Source organism: Campylobacter concisus (assembly GCF_002914195.1).
Lineage (GTDB): Bacteria > Campylobacterota > Campylobacteria > Campylobacterales > Campylobacteraceae > Campylobacter_A > Campylobacter_A concisus_M.
Window position 1 is genome coordinate 18,930 of sequence record NZ_PPAU01000108.1, and the last position, 20,145, is coordinate 39,074.

Genomic DNA, 20,145 nt, shown 5'->3' on the forward strand with positions numbered 1-20,145 from the left:
AATTAAGGTTTGCTTCTTGATAAAACTAGATCGGCGTATTTTAACACATTTTGATTTTATTCAGCCGTTTTTAATAATCCCAATCATCATAATTTCATACATCCTAGTTTCCGAAGCAAACGACATTTTAGCAAACAAACAGCTTGTGTATTTTGGCATAGGTTTTGCATCATTTTGTGTAGCGTTTTTACTGCCTATTAGGCGTATTGACTGGATTATTCCGATGTTTTACTGGGTCTGCATCGTGCTGCTTTTAAGTGTCGATCTCTTTGGCGTTAGCAAACTAGGAGCTAGGCGCTGGCTAGAAATTCCCTTCGTTCATTTCACGCTTCAGCCCTCAGAGCTCATGAAGCCAGCATTTTTGCTGATGTTAGCCTATCTCATTAAACAGCGTCCTCCAGAGGCTAATGGATACGGAGTAAAAGATTTTTTAAGACTTAGTTTTTATATACTTTTACCATTTGTACTCATCATGAAAGAGCCTGATCTTGGCACTGCACTCATACTTTTGATAGTTGGCTACACCATCCTTTTTGTAATCGGTGTAAATAAGAAAATTTGGATCACCATCATCCTTGCGATAGGCTTTTTGGCGCCAGTTTTGTATGAAAATTTACATGATTATCAAAAAAAGAGGATTCACGATTTCATCGCTGAAGAGCCAAGCTATCACGTCAAACAAAGCATCATCGCCATAGGTAGTGGTGGGATAAAAGGCAAGCCAAAGGATGAAGCGACGCAGACGCACTTTAAATTTTTGCCAATCGCTACTAGCGACTTTATCTTTGCCTACAATATCGAGCGTTTTGGCTTTTATGGTGGATTGTTTCTGCTTGGGCTTTATGGAGCGCTTATAACACATCTTTTAAGTTTAAATTACGGCCTAAAAAATGACTATTTTACACAAGTTACCACCACGGGAATTGCTGCACTAATCTTCGTTTATGTGGGTGTAAATGTCTCGATGACGATCGGTTTTGCACCAGTTGTAGGTGTGCCGCTACCATTTTTTAGTTACGGCGGAAGTAGCTTTGTTACATTTATGGTGCTTTTTGGAATTTTGCAAAATTTGCTAACTTTTAGATTTGATAGAACTTATAGCTTTATAAAAATTCACTTCTAAAATTTTCTCCGCAAATATCAAGCATATAGTTTTTGCTCTATCCTTCTTTGTGCTTTTTGATGCAAGATTTTATAGCATTTATAAGATATTTTATATCCTCTTTTGTATGCGTGTAGTGAATGCTAACACGTACCCAGCCAGGCTTTTCGTCAAAAATGGCATTATCTTTTAAATTAAGTAAATCATGTCCATACGGCCCAGCGCAATCACAGCCTGCACGCGTTTGTATACCAAAATCACTACTTAAACTAGCAGCAAAATCATAAGGTGAAATGCCTTTTACATTAAATGCAAAAATGGGCAATCTGTCTAAATTTTCAGGGCAATAATTTATCACCTCATCTATCTTTTCTAGCTCTTTGCAAAACATCTCGCCTAACTCACATTCAGCCACTTTTATATTATTAAGTCCGATTTTATTTCTTAGCTTGTAGGCTAAATTTGCACGGATTAGCTGCATTATCGGTGGCGTGCCGCCCTCTTCTAAATTTTCAACTTCACTAGTAAAAATATGCGATGTCCTGCTTACGTACTTGACTGTGCCTCCTGCTGCAAATGTAGGCAAATTTTTACAAAGCTCTTTTTTGATAGCCAAAAGCCCACAACTCCCAACTCCACCAAGTAGCTTATGAGGCGAGAGAAACAGTGCGTCAAAATATTTACAATCAACATTCTCATAAGCACTAAGAGTGGCTGCATCAAGAGCTAAAATGCCATCATATTTTTTGATCAACGAGTAAATTTTTTTATAATCAGTTTTAACGCCAGTGACGTTTGAAGCAGCGCTAAAGCTAGCTATTATCTTTCTTTTTGCATTTTGCTTTAATGTATTCTCAAGCATCGCATAGTCTATCTCATTGTTTTCATCAAGCTCTATGCGTTTTATATCACAAACCCCTTCTCTTAAGCTAACTTCAACAGAGTGATGCTCATAAGGCCCCACGATCACTAATGGCAAGTTTAATTTTCTTAAATTTGCTTCACCGATCAAGGCTCTTGTAGCTGGTGAGATATAAATTCCCATTATCTCCTGAAATTTCTTTATCGCAGCCGTTGCTCCTTGACCAGTCGCGATAAGATAAAAACTATCATCAAGGCTCAATAAGCTTTTTAACTCAGCCCTTGCATTTTCATAGCATTTTTGCGTTAGCACTGCGCTTGAACTACTATCTGAGTGAGTGTTTGCGTAGGTTTTTAAAAATTTTAAAATTTCATCTTCAATGGGCTTATAAGCAAGACCTGAAGCCGTGTAGTCAAAATAGTAAAGACCCTCTTTTAAAATGATATTTTTTCTTACTTCATCAATATTTAGCAATGTTTTCCTTTTTTTAAAGCAGGGATTATAATTAAATTTTCATAAAAAATCTTGCAAAACAAGCATCTTTTAAAGCAATAAATTTCTTTGTAAATTTTCTATATTTTTCTTTATCGTGCCATCTTTATAGATAGCGGATATTAAGGCGACCATGTCTGGCTTTACTTTAGCGACACTTGCAATATTGCTAGAGTTTATGCCACCTATGACACATACATTCATTCCCATTTCTTTTGCTTGCGATATGGTTTGAACCTTGCAAAGCGGTGCATTTGGTTTTGTTGGGCTTTTAAACATCGCTCCAAAAGCCACATAGCTAGCACCATTTTGTTTTGCCCTAAGGGCAAGCTCCAAGCTATCATAGCAGCTAACTCCCACGTAAGCGTCATCTCCTAAAATTTCAAACGCTTCTTTTATGTTCGCATCATCTTTTCCCAAATGCACGGACTTTGCCCCTATATGAGCAGCAAATAAAATATCATCATTTACGATAAATCTAGCTCCAAATTTTTCGCATAAGTTGAAAATTTCACTAGCTAGCCTCTTATCTTTGGGTATTTTTTTAGAGCGAAATTGAAAAAATTTCACCCCACACTCTAAAATTTCTTTAGTGTATTGCAAGGCTAAATTTTCAGGCATCAACACATCGTCGCTAATCGCGTAAATTTCAATCACTTATGTCAACTTTATGATTTAGTAGACGTTTGCCAAATTTTGTCGTAATTGCATTTTTAATAGCATTTAAAATGTATTTTTTGGCTAGTTTTATAGCCTCTTCTTTTGTGTGTCCATTTGCTAGCAAGCAAGCCAGCGCACTCGCAAAGCTACATCCAGCCCCATGCATGATTTCTGGTTTTATTAGTGGCTCTTTAAATTTAATCACGTCACCATTTTTTTTAAAAAGAGTATCTTCACAAATTTCTGCAACCGTGCTTCGCTTTAAGATCATATCGCAAGGTAAATTTTTGCTATCAAGTTCCAAAACTTTGGCTTCATCGATATTTGGCGTGATAATGTCTGCGAATTTAAAAAGCTCTTTTAAGCTTGCTATCGCGTCATCTTCTAGCAGCTTTGAGCCTGATTTTGCTACGCAAACTGGATCTATTACTATCTTGATGCCTTGCTTATAAAATTTTTCAAGCCAAGAACCAACGCAAGATATAAGCTCTTTATTAAAAAGCATACCAACCTTGATAGCGTCTATATTTAGCTCCTCGTCTACCATTTTGATTTGTTCATTTAGATTTGTAACATTTGTAGCAAAGATATTGCTAACGCCATTTGTATTTTGTGCCGTAAGAGCCGTGATAGCCGTCGCTGCGTAGCAAGAAAACGCCTCACATGTCTTTATATCAGCCTGCACGCCAGCACCACCAACACTATCACTTCCTGCAATGATTAATATATTTTTCATCTATCTCCCATACAACCTGAAATTTCATTAACACTAAAAGGATCATCGACCTTCCAACTACTTGAATACTTTTTAATGCTATTTTTTAATGCGTCTACTAGATAATTCACGTCTTCTAGTGTATGCGTATAGTGGAGTCCAGCCCTCACCCAGCCTGGCTTGTGGGTAAAGAGTGCGTCTTCCTTTAAATGAAGCAAATCATGTCCATATGGCCCAGCACAAGAACATCCTGCACGCGTTTGAATGCCGTACTCTTTGCTTAAAACTTTAGCTAATTCATAAGGCGAAACACCAGCCACATTAAAAGCAAATATTGGCAAACGCTTTGCATTATTTGGATGATAGCAAGTAAGCTCAGGAATTTCTGCTAGTCTTTGCTCTAAATACTCTCCAAGCTCGCTCTCGTTTTCATATATCGTCCCAAATCCTATCTCATTTCTTAGCCTATAAGCCAAATTTGCTCTTATGAGTCCTAAAATAGGCGGTGTGCCAGCCTCTTCTAGCTGCTCACTATCTTTTACAAATATAGCATAGTTTTTGCTGACATAACTTACCGTTCCACCACCAGCAAATGTCGGCTTATCTGAGTTTGCCAGTATCTTTTTTATAGCAAGGAGCCCACAGCTCCCTACTCCACCAAGCAGTTTATGTGGCGATAAAAAAAGAGCATCGAAATAGTCACAATCAATATTTCCATAAGCGCTAAAGCTTGCAGCATCAAATGCCACAATGCCACCATAAGATTTTATAAGAGTATAAATTTTTCTATAATCACTCAAAACCCCAGTCACATTTGAAGCCACACTAAAAGTTGCGATGATCTCACGACCGGCATTTATCCTTAAAATTTGCTCCAAATGATTAAAGTCGATCCCTCCATTTTTATCAAGCCTGATACGCTCAACCTCACAAAGTGCTTGCCTAAAGCTTATCTCATTTGAATGGTGCTCATAAGGTCCAAGCACCACAAGCGGAGAATTTTCATCTGGCTTTAGGGCATATCTTTTTTTGAGCGCTGGCGGCGCATAGATTCCTAAAATTTCTTGAAATTTCTTTATCGCACCGGTAGCTCCATTACCACAAGTAAAAAGATAAAAGCTCTCATCAAGTCCTAGTAAGTTTTTTAATTCACGTCTTGAATCTTCATAAGTTTGAGCGGTTTTATAGGCATTTGATGAGCTGATAGAGTGCGTATTTGCGTATGTTTGGAGTATTTTTGCCATCTCATCTTCGATAGGTTTATAAGCTAGTCCTGAAGCTGTAAAGTCAAAATAATAAATGCCATTTTTTAAAATTATATTTTCTCTAATATGCTCTAAATTTACCAAATCACAACCCCTTTTTTTGCGTAGCATTATAGATTACTTTAGCTAAAATATACTACAATGCCCAATAAAGGAGTCAATATAAAAGCTTTAAAATCAACATTTGAGCGAATGAAACACCTTGATATAAATGAACTTATTAAATTTCATCTCGTCTTTGATGAGTTTGATTTAAAGCACTCATATTATGATGTTTTTGAAGCGATTGAGGCTGAAATTTTAAATAACTTCTTAGCCTTGATGCCAAAATTTTACTTCGAATCCGATACAAACGATGCTATAAAATCTGCCCTCATAAAACTCGCACGAAGCGATAGAAAAAAATTTAGCGTACATAAAATTTTATCTCAAAGCCTAGCTAGCAAAGTCTATGCAAAGCTTTTCGAAAAGAATTTTTTACTGCTTGAAAAAAGTAGAGAAGTACTTCCAAAAAGATCAAAAAACCAAATGCTAAAAAAAGAAGAAAGGAGCTATAAAGTTGAGGATAAAATACATTTTAATAGCCATTTTTCAAGGTTTTGGTTTAGATTTATTGAGCCAAATTTAAGCTTACTAAAAGCTGGCAAAAATGATGAAATTTTAGCCATCATAAAAAAGGAATTTGACGAATATGCAAGCCTTGGGTTTGAAATTTTATGCGGTGAACTCATGGCAAAAAAATTTCTGATTAATGGCATATTTTTAAGTAGCTTTTGGAGCAAAAACATAGAGCTTGATATGCTATTAAATATAGATGGCAAGATCATAGTCGGCGAGGCAAAATACAAAGAGAGAAAAGTTTGTAAAAACGTGCTAAATTTACTATTAAAAAAATGTGAAAAGCTAAACATAACGCCAGATATTATTGCTCTTTTTTCAAAGAGTGGATTTAGTAGCGAGCTTTTAAATCTAAAAGATGAAAGGCTAAGGCTTTATGAAATTAGCGATTTTGAGGAACTTTTAAAATGAACGAACACGATATCCAAGCTGGCTTAAAAAGCCTGATAGAGCAGACTTATCTGATAGAAAACGAATATAAAAATTTAACATCATCTTACGTAAACTTGCAAAATTTCATTAAAGATATTGTAGAAATTTTGCCAAATGCTATCTGGGTGTTAGATGAAAATGATGAGATCTTTTTACAAAACTCAGAAGCAGTAAGACTTGGTAAAATTTTTAAAGAGATACCAAAAAAAGAGGGTGAGATAAATGTAGATGGACAAATTTATCTTTTTAAAACAAGCTCTAAAGACAATAAACTAATAATCTCTGCAACAAACATAACAGTAGAAAAACGTACCGAGCGTCTTGCCTCTATGGGCCAAGTGGCAGCTCACCTAGCCCACGAGATCAGAAATCCGGTAGGCTCTATCTCGCTTTTAGCTTCAACTCTACTTAAAAGAGCTGATGAGCGCACAAAGCCTATCGTAAATCAAATACAAAAAGCTACATGGCGAGTCGAACGCATAATCAAAGCCACTCTACTTTTTACCAAAGGTCTTAACATAAATGCACAAATTTTTGACTTTTCACAGCTTAAAAAAGAGTGCGAAGAGGCTATAAATTTTTACGACTATTCAAAGGATATTAAATTTAGCCTAGAATTTCCAGATGGCAAATATATGGGCGACCTTGATCTACTTGCCATTGTTTTCCAAAATATTTTATTTAACGCCATTGATGCCATCGAAGAGAGCGATGATGATGAAGGAGAGATCATTTTAAGCTACGAAAAAACACAGAGTGAGCATAAATTTATCGTTTACGATAGTGGCGAGCCTATCAAAGACAAAGCCATAGTCTTTGAGCCATTTAAAAGTAGCAAATTAAAAGGAAACGGCCTTGGGCTGCATCTTTGTTTGCAGATCATAGAGGCTCACAAAGGCAGTATCGAGATCACACTAAATCCAAAAACATTTTGCATAAATTTACCAATAAAGGAGAAAGAATGAACATACAAAACGAACTTGAGACATTTAAAAATTCTCTTCAGACACTTAATCTGAGAGAAATTTCAAATGATGGAGCAAAAAACGTTGCATTTATCTGTATCGATATGATAGAGGCTTTTGCTGGTAGCGGCGCACTCTCTAGTCAAAGAGTAGCTGCCTTATCAAAAGGGATCGCAACACTTTTTGATAGAGCGTGGAAAGATTTTGGCTTTAGAAATTTTATCCTTATAGAAGATAGGCACACCAGTGATTCAAAAGAATTTGAGAACTTTTTGCCGCATGCCATACTTGATACAAATGAGATAAAAACCGTAAAAGAGATAGAAAATCTAAGCTTCTTTAAAGAGTTCAAGACATTTTATAAAAACTCTTTAAGCATTGCATTTAATAAAGAATTTGAGAAATTTTTAGAGCAAAACCCACAAATTGACACTTTTGTTATTACTGGAGATTGCACTGATATGTGCGTTTATCAGTGCGTTAGTTATCTTAAACTACGAGCTAATGAATACAATAAAAAATCAAGAGTTATCGTGCCGTTTGATCTTACACAAACGTATGATATACCAGGACACAATGGTGATTTTTACCACGAGATGTTTTCTCTTCATATGAAGCTAGCACTTGGTGCTGATGTGGTAAAGAGTATTAAATTTTAAAGCTTGCTTGAAATATTTATGAGCCTATTTAGCTCGTCAAATTTAAAGCTAAGCTCGTATTTATCCGATACGATTTCATTAGGACTTTCGCTAAATTTTATACCACAGCTTAGCAAAAGTCCTTTTATAAAGATTTTGTGATCTAGCTCGTAGCTACTTATACACTCATTTACTATGCTCAAAAGCTCACTTGCTAGCACTGGCTCTTCAAAGACCACATCTGATCTAAAAGCCACATACGCAGCTCCACCCTCGTACTCTATCCTATAATAATTTTGCTCATCAAAAGTGGTGCAAGCAACCATACTAATCGTGTGGCCATTAAAATTTTCATCTAGATCAAATCGTGGCGTGCTAAATGCACTAAGTCCAAATTTCTCGCCAAACTCACGTGCTTTATTTGCAAGCTCAAGCAACCGCTCATCAAAGCCATTTATATTTTCATAACCCCAAAGCCACGTATTTGACGAGAAGCTTTCAGAGCCTATAAACTGCATATCAAACTCACGTTCATCAAAGTAAATTTTACCGCTATCAAAATCAACCTGCCACTTACTACCTTCAACAAGTAGCTTAAATGCACGTTTTTGAAGTAATGTCGCTTTGCCAACACATGCGCTAAAAAGCTCGCTCCAGTTACTTTTATCTACGTCAAGCTTATCTAAAAACATCGCTTCTCCAGGCATTAGCAAGCTATTGCTTGAAGTGCTTTTTCTTTAAAGCTGTCATTTACAACAAATTTTGTCTTATAGACAAAAATTTGAGCCGTATTTTCATTTTTTATCTTAATAACAAGACGCTTATCGTTGTTTGTGCCACTTTTTATATGCTCGTTATAGCCAAGATTATAAAGGCTAGTGATCTTATCTTTGCTAAGCTCGCTAAGGCATAAAAGCACCTCTAGTTCGGCATATTCTCTTGCTCTTTGAGGTGTGCTAGCTTCTTCATTTTTAGAAAATTTAGAGTTTTGTTTTAGTTTTCTTGTCTTAAAGTCTAAATTTTGCGCATCTTCTAGGCTATAAACCTCATTTAAATTTGTCCTAACAAACTGATCGTCGCGCGAGATATTTATCCTAAAAGCATAAGGCAGATCACGTTTAGCCTCGTCTTTTACGATATCTTCGATGTTGCCAAGCTCTCTTTCAAAGACGGCGATCTCGATGTTACCGTGAAAATCAAGCACATTTATAGTGCCCATTTTTTTGCCACTTTTTGTTATCCTAGTAGCAAAGTCTTCAATCTTTCCAACAACTAAAATTTCTGCACTTTGCGGCAAACTCTCAAACTCCGAACTGATCGTATATTTGATCTTATTTATCTCCTCTTTATAATCATCAAGCGGATGTCCTGAAAGGTAGATACCAACGCTCTCTTGCTCAAATTTTAAAATTTGTTTGATGTCAAATTCATCATTTATCGCAACAAAATTTATCTTCACATCATTCATGCTCTCATCTTCGCCAAACAAGCTCTCAACAGCATTTTTACGGATCTGAGCTGCACTTTTGCAAGCTTCTATGATGTTTTCTACATTTTGCATAAGCATCTTGCGACTAAAGCCAAACTCATCAAAGCAACCAGCTTTTATGAGGCTTTCAAAGACCTTTTTATTTACTTTAAATGGATCGATCCTTGAGACAAAGTCGTCCATACTCTTAAACTCGCCATTTGCTTCACGCTCAGTGATAATATTTTCAATAGCCGCTCCACCAACGCCTTTAATCGCACCAAGCCCAAAGATAATGCCGTCATGATCGCCATTTTTAACGACGCTAAATTCTTTAGTTGATTTATTGATAGATGGCGGCAAAGTGTCTATATTTATACGTTTTATCTCATCAATATATCGAACGATCTTATCGACATTGCTCTCTTCGCTTGTAAGAAGTGCTGCCATAAATTCAGCTGGATAGTAAGCCTTAAGATAAGCTGTTTGAAATGTGACGTAGGCGTAAGCTGCGGAGTGAGATTTATTAAAACCATATCCTGCAAATTTTACAATTAGCTCGAAAAGATCGTCTGCTTTTTGTCCATTTAACCCTTTTGCCTCAGCACCTTTTACAAACTCTCCCTTTAGCCTGTCCATCTCTTCTTTAATCTTTTTACCCATCGCACGGCGCACAAGATCCGCCCCGCCAAGACTAAAGCCACCTATGGCTTGAACGATTTGCATAACTTGCTCTTGATAAACGATTACGCCGTATGTTGGCGCAAGGATTGGCTCAAGCTCTTTAAATGAGTAGGTTATCTCCGCCTCACCATGTTTTCTTTTGACAAAGTCATCAAGCATGCCACTTTCCATCGGTCCTGGGCGGTAGAGTGCTAGCATCGCGACGATATCCTCAAAGCAGTCTGGACGCAAGCTAGTTCCTAGCTTTCTCATGCCTTCGCCCTCGATTTGGAAAATTCCTATCGCTTGGCCGCTTTGTATCATTTTATAAACATTAGAATCGTTTTTATCGATCTGCTCCCAAATAATATCCTTGCTAGTTCGTTGTTTTACTAGCTTTATGGCATTATCGATAACCGTTAGTGTTTTTAGTCCAAGAAAGTCGAATTTAATTAAATCCACATCCTCAAGATATTTAAGACTATACTGCGTAACATAGCGATCTTCTGGGCTGTTTGGCTGACGAAATAGCGGAGTTTTGTTCCACAGCTCCTCATTTGAGATAACGACACCTGCTGCGTGCTGACCGGCGTTTCTATTTAGCCCCTCAAGATCAAGGGCAAATTTCCAAATTTTAGCTGCCTTTGGATTTTGACTGATGAGCTCAGCTATCTTTGGCTCTTTTTCATAAGCATCTTTTAGCGTAATGCCTAGTTCATCAGGTATTAGCTTTGCCATCGCATCAGCTTCGGCATAAGGCATATCACAAACTCTAGCAACATCTCTAATGACACCTTTTGCGAGCAATTTACCAAATGTAATAACGCCAGCAACGTTAAATTTTCCGTATTTTTGCGTAACATAGTCGATGATCTCGCCACGCCTACTTTGACAAAAATCCACGTCGATATCTGGCATACTAACACGCTCTGGGTTTAGAAACCTCTCAAAAAGTAGGTTGTATGGGATCGGATCAAGGTCGGTGATCTTTAGCGAGTAAGCGACCAAGCTACCAGCCGCAGAACCACGTCCTGGACCAACTGGCACACCTCTACTTTTGGCCTCATTTATGAAGTCCCAAACGATCATCATATAGCCTGGGAAATTCATTTTATTTATGATACCAATCTCTATCTCAAGGCGCTTTTTGTATTCGTCATGTAAATTTTCAGGGACAAATTTTAGCCTCTCTTCAAGCCCCTTTCTGCATTCATATTCAAAAAACACAGCATCATTTTTAAAGCTATATCTATTTTCAGGCTCTGGAAGTATTAAATTTCTCTCTTTAGCATACTCAAGTGTAAATTTAAAATTTGGCGGAGTTGGGTTGCCAAGCTTGATCTCAAGGTTGCACTTATTTACGATCTCTTGGGTATTTTCTATCACTTCAGGGATATCTAAAAATAGCTCACTCATCTGCTCTTTGCTCTTAACAAAAAACTCATGGACGCTGTGGCGAAGTCGGTTTGGATCATCTAAAGTTTTGTTCATCGCGATACACATAAAAACCTCATGTGCGTCGGCTCGCTCTTTAAAAGTGTAGTGAGTATCGTTTGTGGCGATGACCTTTATGCCAGTCTCTTTGGCGATACGTAAAATGTCATCATCAATGCGTTTTTGATCGCCGATGCCGTGACGCATGATCTCAAGATAAAAGTCATCTCCAAAAATTTCTTTATATTCAAGTGCGACCTCTTTTGCTCTCTCGTAGCCCTTTGCGCCAAATTTCACATTGCGATCGCTTAAATTTAGATGCCAACTCACCTCGCCCTGCAAGCACGCTGAGCTACAAACCAAGCCCTCGCTGTGCTCTTTTAAGATTTTTTTATTGATACGAGGATAGTAGTAAAAGCCCTCAATGTAGCTCATGGAGCTTAGATACATTAAATTTTTATAGCCAGTCTCGTTTTTGGCGATTAAGATAAGGTGAAAGCGTTGTTTGGTGCTTTTGTCATCAAGCTCTTCGCCATTATGCACATAGGCTTCAATGCCAATTAGAGGCTTTACACCCTCTTTTTTCATCGCTTTGTAAAAATCTATCGCTCCAAACATATTGCCGTGATCAGTAATCGCCGCTGCTGTGTCACCTCTATCATGAAGAACATGAGCTAGCTCTTTTATCTTGTTTGCTCCGTCAAGTAGGGAGTATTCGGTGTGTAAATGTAGGTGTGTAAAGCTAGAATTTTCACTCATTTTTTATCCTTTTTTAATGAGTGGATTTTACAAAATTTTGGCTAATAAGGTGCTTGATGAAAACTTAATGAGAGCTTTAAAATTTAGATATTTTTCAGTCTGTGGCAAGAGCAAAGCGCACTGTCATCTGATACACTATGCTATTAAGGTCTTGTAAATTTTAAAATTTTATGAACGAGTAACTTTAGCTCTAAAATTTGAGTTAAGCGGTCAGTGAAGTTAAAATTTAGTAGTCAATTCTTGCGAGTGAACAAAAATTAGCAAATCAAAAAGATAAATTTAAAAGAATTAGATCGCGGACTAAGCCGCAATCCATTATAAATAAACTGGGATATTTGTGTGTTCTAAGAAAAATCTCGAAGTGCCACCAAGCACCATTTCCATAAGACCATTTTCACCATATCTGCTAGCAACGATTAGATCAGCATTTCTATCAATAGCTGCTTTCAAAAGTGCTTCACCAGGTATCATCGTGGTAGCGATCACTTCAAAAGTGGCTGATATGCCATGAATTTTGAAGTACTCTTCAAGCTTTTTAAGATTTAGTTCAGCATTATCGCCAAGGCTTGCTTTTGAGGTAATGCACTGAACCTTTTTTGCCTTTTTTAAAAGATCGATTGAGCCTGTTAATGCCCTTGAGCTTTGCGTCGTACCAGTCCAGCTAACAAGGATATTATCGGCTTTAAACTCACGCATTTTTCTAGGGATTACAATCGCATTTTTACCGCTTTTTAAAACAGCTGACTCAAATGTACCAGTAATCTTTCCATCAAGTGGCACAGCAGCCACCACTAGATCGCAAAATTTACTCTCTTGCTCCACTATCGCGCTTCTTTTGCCACTGTGAATAGTAAAATTTGCAGTGCAAACATCTTCAATGATTTCACTAGTTACTTTTATGCCAAGCTCAGCACAAATTTTATTGAAAATTTTCTCATTCTCTTCATGCTCGACAGCTAGTTCAGATTTAGCTGATTTTAGAAATTCCTCAAAAAGCACTCCTCCGCGAAGCGTCATTTTCATATTATAAACTACGCTTGGATCAAGCTGGCAAGTCATAATTTCTATATGTGTGTTAAACCACTGAGCAACCTTTAGGGCACCATAAATTCTTGGCTCGATATCGTCTCCAGCTCCTATTGGAAAAAGCAACTTTTTGTATTTCATCATCTGTCCTTTAAAATTTATTCGACTAAAGAGAGCGAAATTTTATTTCCTTTTTGCTCGCTCACACATACTTTGACCTGATCGCCTACGTTTAATGGGGTTTTTATCTTTGAGATGTGAAGCAAGCCATCAATGCCATCTTTTAGCTCGATAAACACACCAAAATCAACCACACTCTTTACAGTTCCCAGAAACTCATCACCGATATTAAAATTTGGTTTTGAACGCTCTTTGTCGTGTTTAAACGGCTTTTTGCCAAATGAACGTCCATTGTCTTTTGAAGTGATAGAGATGATGTAATCTTTTGCAGCATCGACATTTTTCTTTGCTCCACCTGCGATTTTTACCTCCCCTTTTTCTCTATCAAGATCTATTGAGACTTCAAATTTCTCAATGATCTCTTTTATGGTTTTTCCAGCTTGTCCAATGATGTCTACGATCTTACTTGGATCGACACTAAATAATTCAAGCTTTGGAAGTACATCTTCATTTATTTCTATATTTTTATCAGCTTCTGCCATCAAAGATAAGATATGCTCTCTACCACGTTTTGCTTGATAAAGTGCCTCTTTTAGCACTTCTAAGCTAATGCCACCAAGTTTAATATCCATCTGAAGCGCCGTGATGCCATCACTTGTACCTGCTACTTTAAAGTCCATGTCGCCGTCATGATCTTCAAGTCCCATGATATCTGTTAGTACTGCGTGTTTATCGCCTTCAAATATAAGACCCATAGCAACACCTGCGACAAGTTTTAAAGTATTTACGCCAGCTGCTCTAAGTGCGAGCGAGCCACCGCAAACGCTAGCCATCGAGCTTGAGCCGTTGCTCTCTAAAATTTCTGAAACGACTCTTATTGTGTATGGTGAAGCTAGATCGATACTTGGTGCAAGGGCACGTTTGGCTAAATTTCCATGTCCAAGCTCACGTCTACCAGGAGCTTTTAGTGGGCTTGCCTCACCTACGCTAAAGCCTGGGAAGTTGTAGTTAAACATAAATTTCTCTACAAAAGGTACTTTTTCAGTAAGGATGTCATACATTTGAGCGTCGCTATCAGTGCCAAGAGTAGTGACAACTAGAGCCTGAGTTTGGCCCCTTGTAAAGAGGCATGAGCCGTGAGCGTTTGGAAGCACATTTGTTTCGATACTAATAGGCCTAACCTCTTCAAGACCGCGTCCATCGGCCCTTACGCCCTCGTTTATGATCTGCTCTCTTACGATTTTCTTTTTATATTTGCCAAGGACATTTGTGATGGCAGCCTCATCCCAGCCTTCTTTTTGAGCTACCTCATCGCTTGAAATTTGTTTTGCGATCTTACTAAGTTCGCTCGCACGCTCGCTTTTTGCCATTTGATTGATAGAATTTTTGACTTCAGCTTTATAAAATTTATCTATATAGATAGCAATATTTTCATTTTCTATCTCAGGTTTTAGCTCAAGCGCAGCGTCCTCTTTCTTATGCTCTTTGAAAGCTTCTTCGTAAGCACTGCTAGCCCTTAATATCGCCTTACCAGCAAAATCAATCGCCTCAACCATCATATCTTCACTAAATTCATTCATTAACTGTTTTTGAGCCATGCTATCACTTAGGCTCGGATCTATCATCGGCTCGATCGCAACCATCGGGATAAGCTGCGTGGTTTGTTGAGGCAAGCTTCTCATCTCTATCATCAAAAGCTCATCTTTTGTGCCAGCCACATAAAGATCGATCGCACTTTGTTTTAGCTCAGAGTTGCTTGGATTGATCACAAATTTTTCATCTATGTAACCAACTCTCACGCCACAAACTGGGCGATTTACTGGGATGTCGCTAAGATATAGTGCAACTGAGGCTGCATTTAAACTTACAACCTGCAAATCAACCTCAGGATCGGCTGAAAGCACCATTACCACTATTTGAGTTGGATATGCGTAACCTTTTGGAAAGAGTGGTCTAAGAGATCTATCAATGATGCGAGCTGTTAGCGTTTCAAAGTCGCCTGGCTTTGTCTCGCGCTTAACATATCCACCTGGAATTTTACCAGCGGCGTAGGCTTTTTCTATATACTGCACCGTTAGAGGTAAAAAATCCTCCTCAACTTGTGTGTCCTCTCTTGCAACAGTTGCTAAAACGACGGTATTTTTTACCCTTAATAGTACCGCTCCGCTAGCTTGTTTTGCTACCTTATTAAGGTCAAAAATTTCAACCTGATTATTGACTTCTATACTATATTGCATTATTTTTATCTCCTTGTTGTTTTTGTAACGGCAAATAATAAGGGCTCTCTTCTAATATTGACATGATACGCTCACTCGTAGCTTCGATCTTTTTCTCGTAATACGAATCCACATCGATAAAATCAACGATCTTGTTTATTGTGTAAATTTCATCAACCATATCATTTAAATTTGTAAAGACATCAGTAGCAATCACTGGCGTTGCGTATGAGATGGATTTTACCTTCACATCAAGCAACGTCTTTATGCAAATGAGTGCCGTCATACCAGTCTCGCACCCCTCATCGATTAGTAAAATATTTTTATCTTTTAGCTCTCCTATCAAATTTCCTTTTCGGTATTTATAAACGTTTTTTAAAATTTTTTCTTCGTATTTTCTATGCGCTTCGCCATAAATATAGTCATAGCTTATATTAAAAGCTTTTATAAGCTTATCGTTTAATACTATATCTTCTGTCTCACTAACTATTGCAACGTCGCATTCGCTATTATTTGGCGCAGGTATTGGCTCGCTAAAAAGCATCTCGTAGCTTAAATTTAAACTTCTACAAACTGCATCTGTGAGTATAACTGACTCAAGCGACATACAAACGATTATCGTCTTTTTATCTACGAGCTCCTTTTTTGGCAAAATTTCAATTAGCTTGCTAGCTGCCTCTAATTGATCCTTAAATTTAGCCGTTATCATTTAGTTGGCACTCGATTTTGTACTGCTTTGCGAAAAGTCATAGTGCAAACCGCCCATTGGATAAAAATTTATCGTGAAATAGATACCATTTTTTCTAGTTGATGCTGAACCATTTATTGTTGTTGTTGGCTCGACATCTTGTTGATAAATTATCCCGTAATTCCAGCATTTTCTTTGATGAAGTACACCAACTCTCCAGCTTTTTGTGTAACTTCGCTCGATATCATATTGCCAGCCGCCAATAAGGCTATATTGATGAGGCAATTTTACTCCAAGACCACTTGTAAAATAGCTATCTTTTGTTGCACTATTTTTTATTTTGCTATCATTTTTCTTCATGGTGTGAAGCATATTTAGCCAAAATAGATCATTCGTGTATGAAAGTCCGCTTTGTATCTTTTTAAGCTCTTTGCTCTTGTGCGAATACTCAAGCTTATTATAAAGACTTAAATTTTCAAATGGATATAGATAGATAGCATTTTTTAAATTCGAATATTCATCTTCTTTTGTGTAATAACCTTGAGAAATACTATGTTTTATAATCTTTCTACCATTAGAGTTAAAGAAATACTGAGTCAGATAACCAGAAATTTCTTCCTTGCTCTGCCCTTGAGTCAAGAAATTTTCATACTCATTTAGATTTTTATCATAGATAAACTCATCATCTAAATTTCCTTTTCTATAACCTGGTAGTAGGTATTCAGCTCCAAAATTTAGAGTGTGGTAAAAGCTTTCATACGCTTTTGCAAGGTCAGTGTGAAGGGCAAATTTATGGTAATTATTTACAAAATTTGTATGTTTATCTTCTCTTTTATCATCAAATGAATTTATCTTATTCTCGTAATTTATTCTTGATGCGTATAGATACTCGTAAAATGAAAATGTTAAGCTATCATCAAGCAGTGGCACATGCACTGAAGCTGGAAGCGTAAATTCATACTGAGTCGCTCTAACGCCTATCTTTCTATCATATCTATGTGACTGAAGATCGAGTGAATATAAGATATTTGGCAAAGCAATATCATCTGTAAATTTGTGATACTGAAGCGATGGAAGCTCTTGAAGCGTATCTTTGTTCTCATTTTTTGAGCCAATTTTTTCAGTGTCTATATAGTATTTTGCATAAGCACCAAAGTAATGATCGTCATTTGCGATGAAATAGTTAAATTTAGAAGTTACAAGCGAATCGTAATCATTATCCCTGCCCTTTAAATTTAAATAATCTATATCATTTAGCTTCGTTGCATCTATCCAAATTCCCTCTTGCAAATCCGCTTCGCTAAGGTATCTTATAAGCTTATCTCTTTCGTATTTTAGTCCGATACCTTTATGTGTTTTATTTTTTAGTTCGGCCTTATTTGAAGTCTCTCCTTTTTGCTTGGCTTGGTAGCTGCTTTTATCAGCAAATGAACCAAAGCTGATTTCGCCCCTTGAATCAGGCGACTCAGTAAATCTAAACGCACCATAAATTCCAGCGCCTCTGTTTGTTCTTATCTGCGGATCAAGCTCGAAGTCCCACTCATTATAAGGTGCAAAATAAATCGGCTGTTTGTAATAAAAGCCTTCAGATTTTCCGTATCCAAGCTCAGGCGGCAAAAGGCCTGTTCTTCTTGTGGTATCTGTTGAAAAACCAAAATATGGCAAATAAAAAACTGGCACATTAGCTATACGAAAGACTGGGTTAAAAAGATGTAAAAATTTGCTTTGTTTATTTAGCATTGCTGAGCTTGAAGTGATACTCCAGTCAGGATCTTGGACATTACAGCTTGAAACCATCGCCTTTTTTACTCTATAGTACTCGCTGTCAGAGCTGCTCTCATCGCTTCTCATCCATACTTCCATGTCTTTATTCATCATAAAAAGCGATTCAAAAGAAGTATCATTATTTTTTAAATTTAGCTTTGCATAGTTTGAGCGAGAGACTTCACTCTTGCCCTTCATCATATTGACATTTCCAAAAAGCTCGATAACCGAATTATTTTGATCATACACAGCACAATCAGCTGTCACAAGATAATCTTGTGAATACACAACAACATTTTTATTGGCCGTGACGATGCCTTTATCTTGCTTTACATCATCAGCCAAAAGCTGCACATCTTGCACAGCTGCACTTAAATTTAAAATACAAACCGGAACTAAAAATAAAATTTTACGCATTTATCACCACTGTTTTTGCTATTTTGTCTTGCCAAGTTTGCCTAGCTGGATTTGCAAATGCCCATGCAAAACCAAGATAAAAACAAGCTTCACTAACCAACCTAAAAATCGCCCTTACCAAGCTTGAAATAAAATTTGGTCTATCTAAAATTTCTACATTAATGCACATCGTCTTTGTTATCATTTGTCCAAGACTCGCACCATAATACCAAACAAAAAATGCATGATAAATAATCTTTAGTGCGACTATTTGCCAAAAGAAATTTAAAGTCAAATTTCTGGCTTCATCATAGCTCATAACCGACAAAAAGGTATCCCAGTAAATGATCAAAAACAAAAAAGAAACGATACATTCATCAATTGAGTAAGCTAGCACTCTTTTTGAAAATGGTGCTAGCGAAATTTCTTCTTTTTCAAGTTTTTCAACTATCTGCATACTCATTTTAATGCCTGCCAGGCAATATCTTTTCTATAATGTGCTCCGTCAAATTTTACATTTTCGCAAAGCTCATAAGCTCTATCACGTGCCTCTTTTATACTCTTCGCAGTGGCCACACAGACTAATACTCTGCCACCATCTGCATAAATTTCTCCGCCTTGCTCGCTAACACCAGCATAAGCAATGTGAGCATCTTTTACATTATTTAAAACTGAAATTTTAGCTTTTGGACTACTTTTATACGGATAGTCCTTACTAGCCATCACAACACCGACTGCAAATTCATCTTTTAAGCTAATAGGCTTTAGCTCGCCCTTTGCAGCATTTAGTAAAATTTCGCTTAAATTTCCGTCAATTAATGGCATCAATACCTCGCACTCAGGATCGCCAAATCTCACGTTAAACTCAAGTACATAAGGCTCATTTTTCACGATCATTAGCCCCACAAAAAGTACTCCACAAAACGGACTGCCCTCGTTTTTCATCCCTTTTAAAGTTGGCTTTACAACCTCTTCTTCAACCCTTTTTATCAGCTCTTTTGAAGCAAGCGGACTTGGAGCATAAGCGCCCATGCCACCAGTATTTGGACCTTCGTCATTATCAAGCAAGCGTTTATGGTCTTGTGCCACTGGCAAACTTACAAAATTTTCGCCGTCGCAAATAGCAAAAAAGCTAAGCTCAAAGCCGTCCAAAAACTCTTCAACGACAACAAATTTACCAGCCTCGCCAAAGCTAGCCCCACTTAGCATGTCGCTAACTGCCTCTTTGGCCTCCTCTTTAGATTTTGCGATTATAACGCCTTTGCCAGCGCAAAGTCCATCGGCCTTTACGACCATCGGCGCGCTTAAGGTATCAATAAATTTAAATGCTTTTTCTTTATCATCTGTGTTTAAATATCTTGCGGTTTTTATGTTATTTCTAGCTAAAAAGTCCTTCATATAGGCCTTGCTAGCTTCAAGTCTAGCAGCTGCTTTGCTTGGTCCAAATATAAGCAAGCCCTCTTTTTTAAAGATATCCACTACGCCTTCACTAAGCGGCGCTTCAGGGCCTACGATAGTTAGAGCAATATCATTTTGTTTAGCAAATTTTGCAAGCTCATAAAAGTCTTTTATATTTAAATTCTCACCAAGGCGTGAGGTCGCACCATTTCCTGGCGCAAAGTATAAATTTATATTTTTTTCGTTTTTTAGTTTTAGAGCAATGGCGTATTCGCGGCCGCCACTTCCTATTATGAGAATATTCATTTCATCTCCGTAAATTTAAAAAACCCGAGTGGGCGTCGCATAGAAGAGTGGCCCATAAACAAAGCCAATCTTGCAAATAGATGGATACCAAACGGTTGCAACTTCTCGCCTTTTCAGACTCAAACGAAGCCACATCACAAGGCACCCATACCTTTTCG

Annotated in this window: 16 protein-coding genes; 4 read left to right on the top strand and 12 right to left on the bottom strand. The window is 37.4% G+C overall.

From position 1 onward, the window contains the following. Nucleotides 1–16 precede the first annotated feature (16 nt). Nucleotides 17–1,123, top strand: coding sequence for an FtsW/RodA/SpoVE family cell cycle protein (locus CYP28_RS06165; protein ID WP_103593511.1), 1,107 nt, complete (start codon nucleotides 17–19; stop codon nucleotides 1,121–1,123). A gap of 37 nt (nucleotides 1,124–1,160) precedes the next feature. Here CYP28_RS06165 and CYP28_RS06170 read toward each other — a convergent pair whose 3' ends face one another. The 4 genes from CYP28_RS06170 to CYP28_RS06185 all read right to left on the bottom strand — a co-directional run bounded on the left by CYP28_RS06170 (nucleotide 1,161) and on the right by CYP28_RS06185 (nucleotide 5,180). Beyond that, entirely contained in the window at nucleotides 1,161–2,438 is a 1,278-nt protein-coding gene (locus tag CYP28_RS06170) for an aminotransferase class V-fold PLP-dependent enzyme (protein ID WP_103593512.1), read from the bottom strand. Between the two features lie 69 nt (nucleotides 2,439–2,507). Next, nucleotides 2,508–3,113, bottom strand: a complete 606-nt coding sequence (gene thiE / locus CYP28_RS06175; RefSeq protein WP_103593513.1) for a thiamine phosphate synthase — start codon at nucleotides 3,111–3,113, stop codon at nucleotides 2,508–2,510. Then, complete coding sequence (locus tag CYP28_RS06180) at nucleotides 3,106–3,852, bottom strand: hydroxymethylpyrimidine/phosphomethylpyrimidine kinase (RefSeq protein ID WP_103593514.1); 747 nt, start codon at nucleotides 3,850–3,852, stop codon at nucleotides 3,106–3,108. The genes thiE and CYP28_RS06180 overlap by 8 nt, the downstream gene beginning before the upstream one ends. Further along, nucleotides 3,849–5,180: an aminotransferase class V-fold PLP-dependent enzyme gene (locus CYP28_RS06185; protein ID WP_103593515.1), complete on the bottom strand. Its 1,332-nt coding sequence runs from the start codon at nucleotides 5,178–5,180 to the stop codon at nucleotides 3,849–3,851. Before CYP28_RS06185 ends, CYP28_RS06180 begins: the two co-directional genes overlap by 4 nt. Before the next feature lie 108 nt (nucleotides 5,181–5,288). Here CYP28_RS06185 and CYP28_RS06190 point away from each other — a divergent pair, with 108 nt between their 5' ends. The 3 genes from CYP28_RS06190 to CYP28_RS06200 are packed head-to-tail and all read left to right on the top strand — an operon-like array spanning nucleotide 5,289 to nucleotide 7,770. Continuing rightward, the gene (locus tag CYP28_RS06190) at nucleotides 5,289–6,125 is read left to right on the top strand and encodes a DUF234 domain-containing protein (RefSeq protein ID WP_103593729.1); all 837 of its coding nucleotides are present in this window, start codon (nucleotides 5,289–5,291) and stop codon (nucleotides 6,123–6,125) included. Continuing rightward, a complete protein-coding gene (locus CYP28_RS06195; RefSeq protein ID WP_103593516.1) occupies nucleotides 6,122–7,111 on the top strand; it encodes a sensor histidine kinase in 990 nt (329 codons plus the stop codon). The genes CYP28_RS06190 and CYP28_RS06195 overlap by 4 nt, the downstream gene beginning before the upstream one ends. Next, nucleotides 7,108–7,770 carry an isochorismatase family protein gene (locus CYP28_RS06200; protein WP_103593517.1) on the top strand — a complete coding sequence of 221 codons (663 nt, stop codon included), beginning with the start codon at nucleotides 7,108–7,110 and terminating at the stop codon, nucleotides 7,768–7,770. Before CYP28_RS06195 ends, CYP28_RS06200 begins: the two co-directional genes overlap by 4 nt. On the opposite strand, the gene CYP28_RS06205 is transcribed toward CYP28_RS06200, so the two are convergent. The 8 genes from CYP28_RS06205 to purD form a co-directional block, all read right to left on the bottom strand. Continuing rightward, nucleotides 7,767–8,456, bottom strand: a complete 690-nt coding sequence (locus CYP28_RS06205; protein ID WP_103593518.1) for a DUF6882 domain-containing protein — start codon at nucleotides 8,454–8,456, stop codon at nucleotides 7,767–7,769. The two genes, CYP28_RS06200 and CYP28_RS06205, sit on opposite strands and share 4 nt — an antisense overlap. Beyond that, on the bottom strand, nucleotides 8,456–12,073 hold the full coding sequence (dnaE, locus tag CYP28_RS06210; protein WP_103593519.1) for a DNA polymerase III subunit alpha: 3,618 nt from the start codon (nucleotides 12,071–12,073) through the stop codon (nucleotides 8,456–8,458). Before dnaE ends, CYP28_RS06205 begins: the two co-directional genes overlap by 1 nt. 315 nt (nucleotides 12,074–12,388) lie before the next feature. After that, nucleotides 12,389–13,240 carry a universal stress protein gene (locus CYP28_RS06220; protein WP_103593520.1) on the bottom strand — a complete coding sequence of 284 codons (852 nt, stop codon included), beginning with the start codon at nucleotides 13,238–13,240 and terminating at the stop codon, nucleotides 12,389–12,391. A 17-nt stretch (nucleotides 13,241–13,257) separates the two neighbouring features. Then, nucleotides 13,258–15,456 (bottom strand): polyribonucleotide nucleotidyltransferase, encoded by a 2,199-nt coding sequence (locus CYP28_RS06225; protein ID WP_103593521.1) that lies wholly within the window; start codon nucleotides 15,454–15,456, stop codon nucleotides 13,258–13,260. Continuing rightward, complete coding sequence (locus tag CYP28_RS06230) at nucleotides 15,446–16,144, bottom strand: sodium:proton antiporter (protein WP_103593522.1); 699 nt, start codon at nucleotides 16,142–16,144, stop codon at nucleotides 15,446–15,448. The genes CYP28_RS06225 and CYP28_RS06230 overlap by 11 nt, the downstream gene beginning before the upstream one ends. Continuing rightward, complete coding sequence (locus CYP28_RS06235) at nucleotides 16,145–18,304, bottom strand: LPS-assembly protein LptD (protein ID WP_103593523.1); 2,160 nt, start codon at nucleotides 18,302–18,304, stop codon at nucleotides 16,145–16,147. After that, entirely contained in the window at nucleotides 18,297–18,746 is a 450-nt protein-coding gene (locus CYP28_RS06240; protein WP_103593524.1) for an RDD family protein, read from the bottom strand. Before CYP28_RS06240 ends, CYP28_RS06235 begins: the two co-directional genes overlap by 8 nt. Continuing rightward, nucleotides 18,743–19,987: a phosphoribosylamine--glycine ligase gene (purD, locus tag CYP28_RS06245; RefSeq protein WP_103593525.1), complete on the bottom strand. Its 1,245-nt coding sequence runs from the start codon at nucleotides 19,985–19,987 to the stop codon at nucleotides 18,743–18,745. Before purD ends, CYP28_RS06240 begins: the two co-directional genes overlap by 4 nt. Between the last annotated feature and the right edge of the window lie 158 nt (nucleotides 19,988–20,145).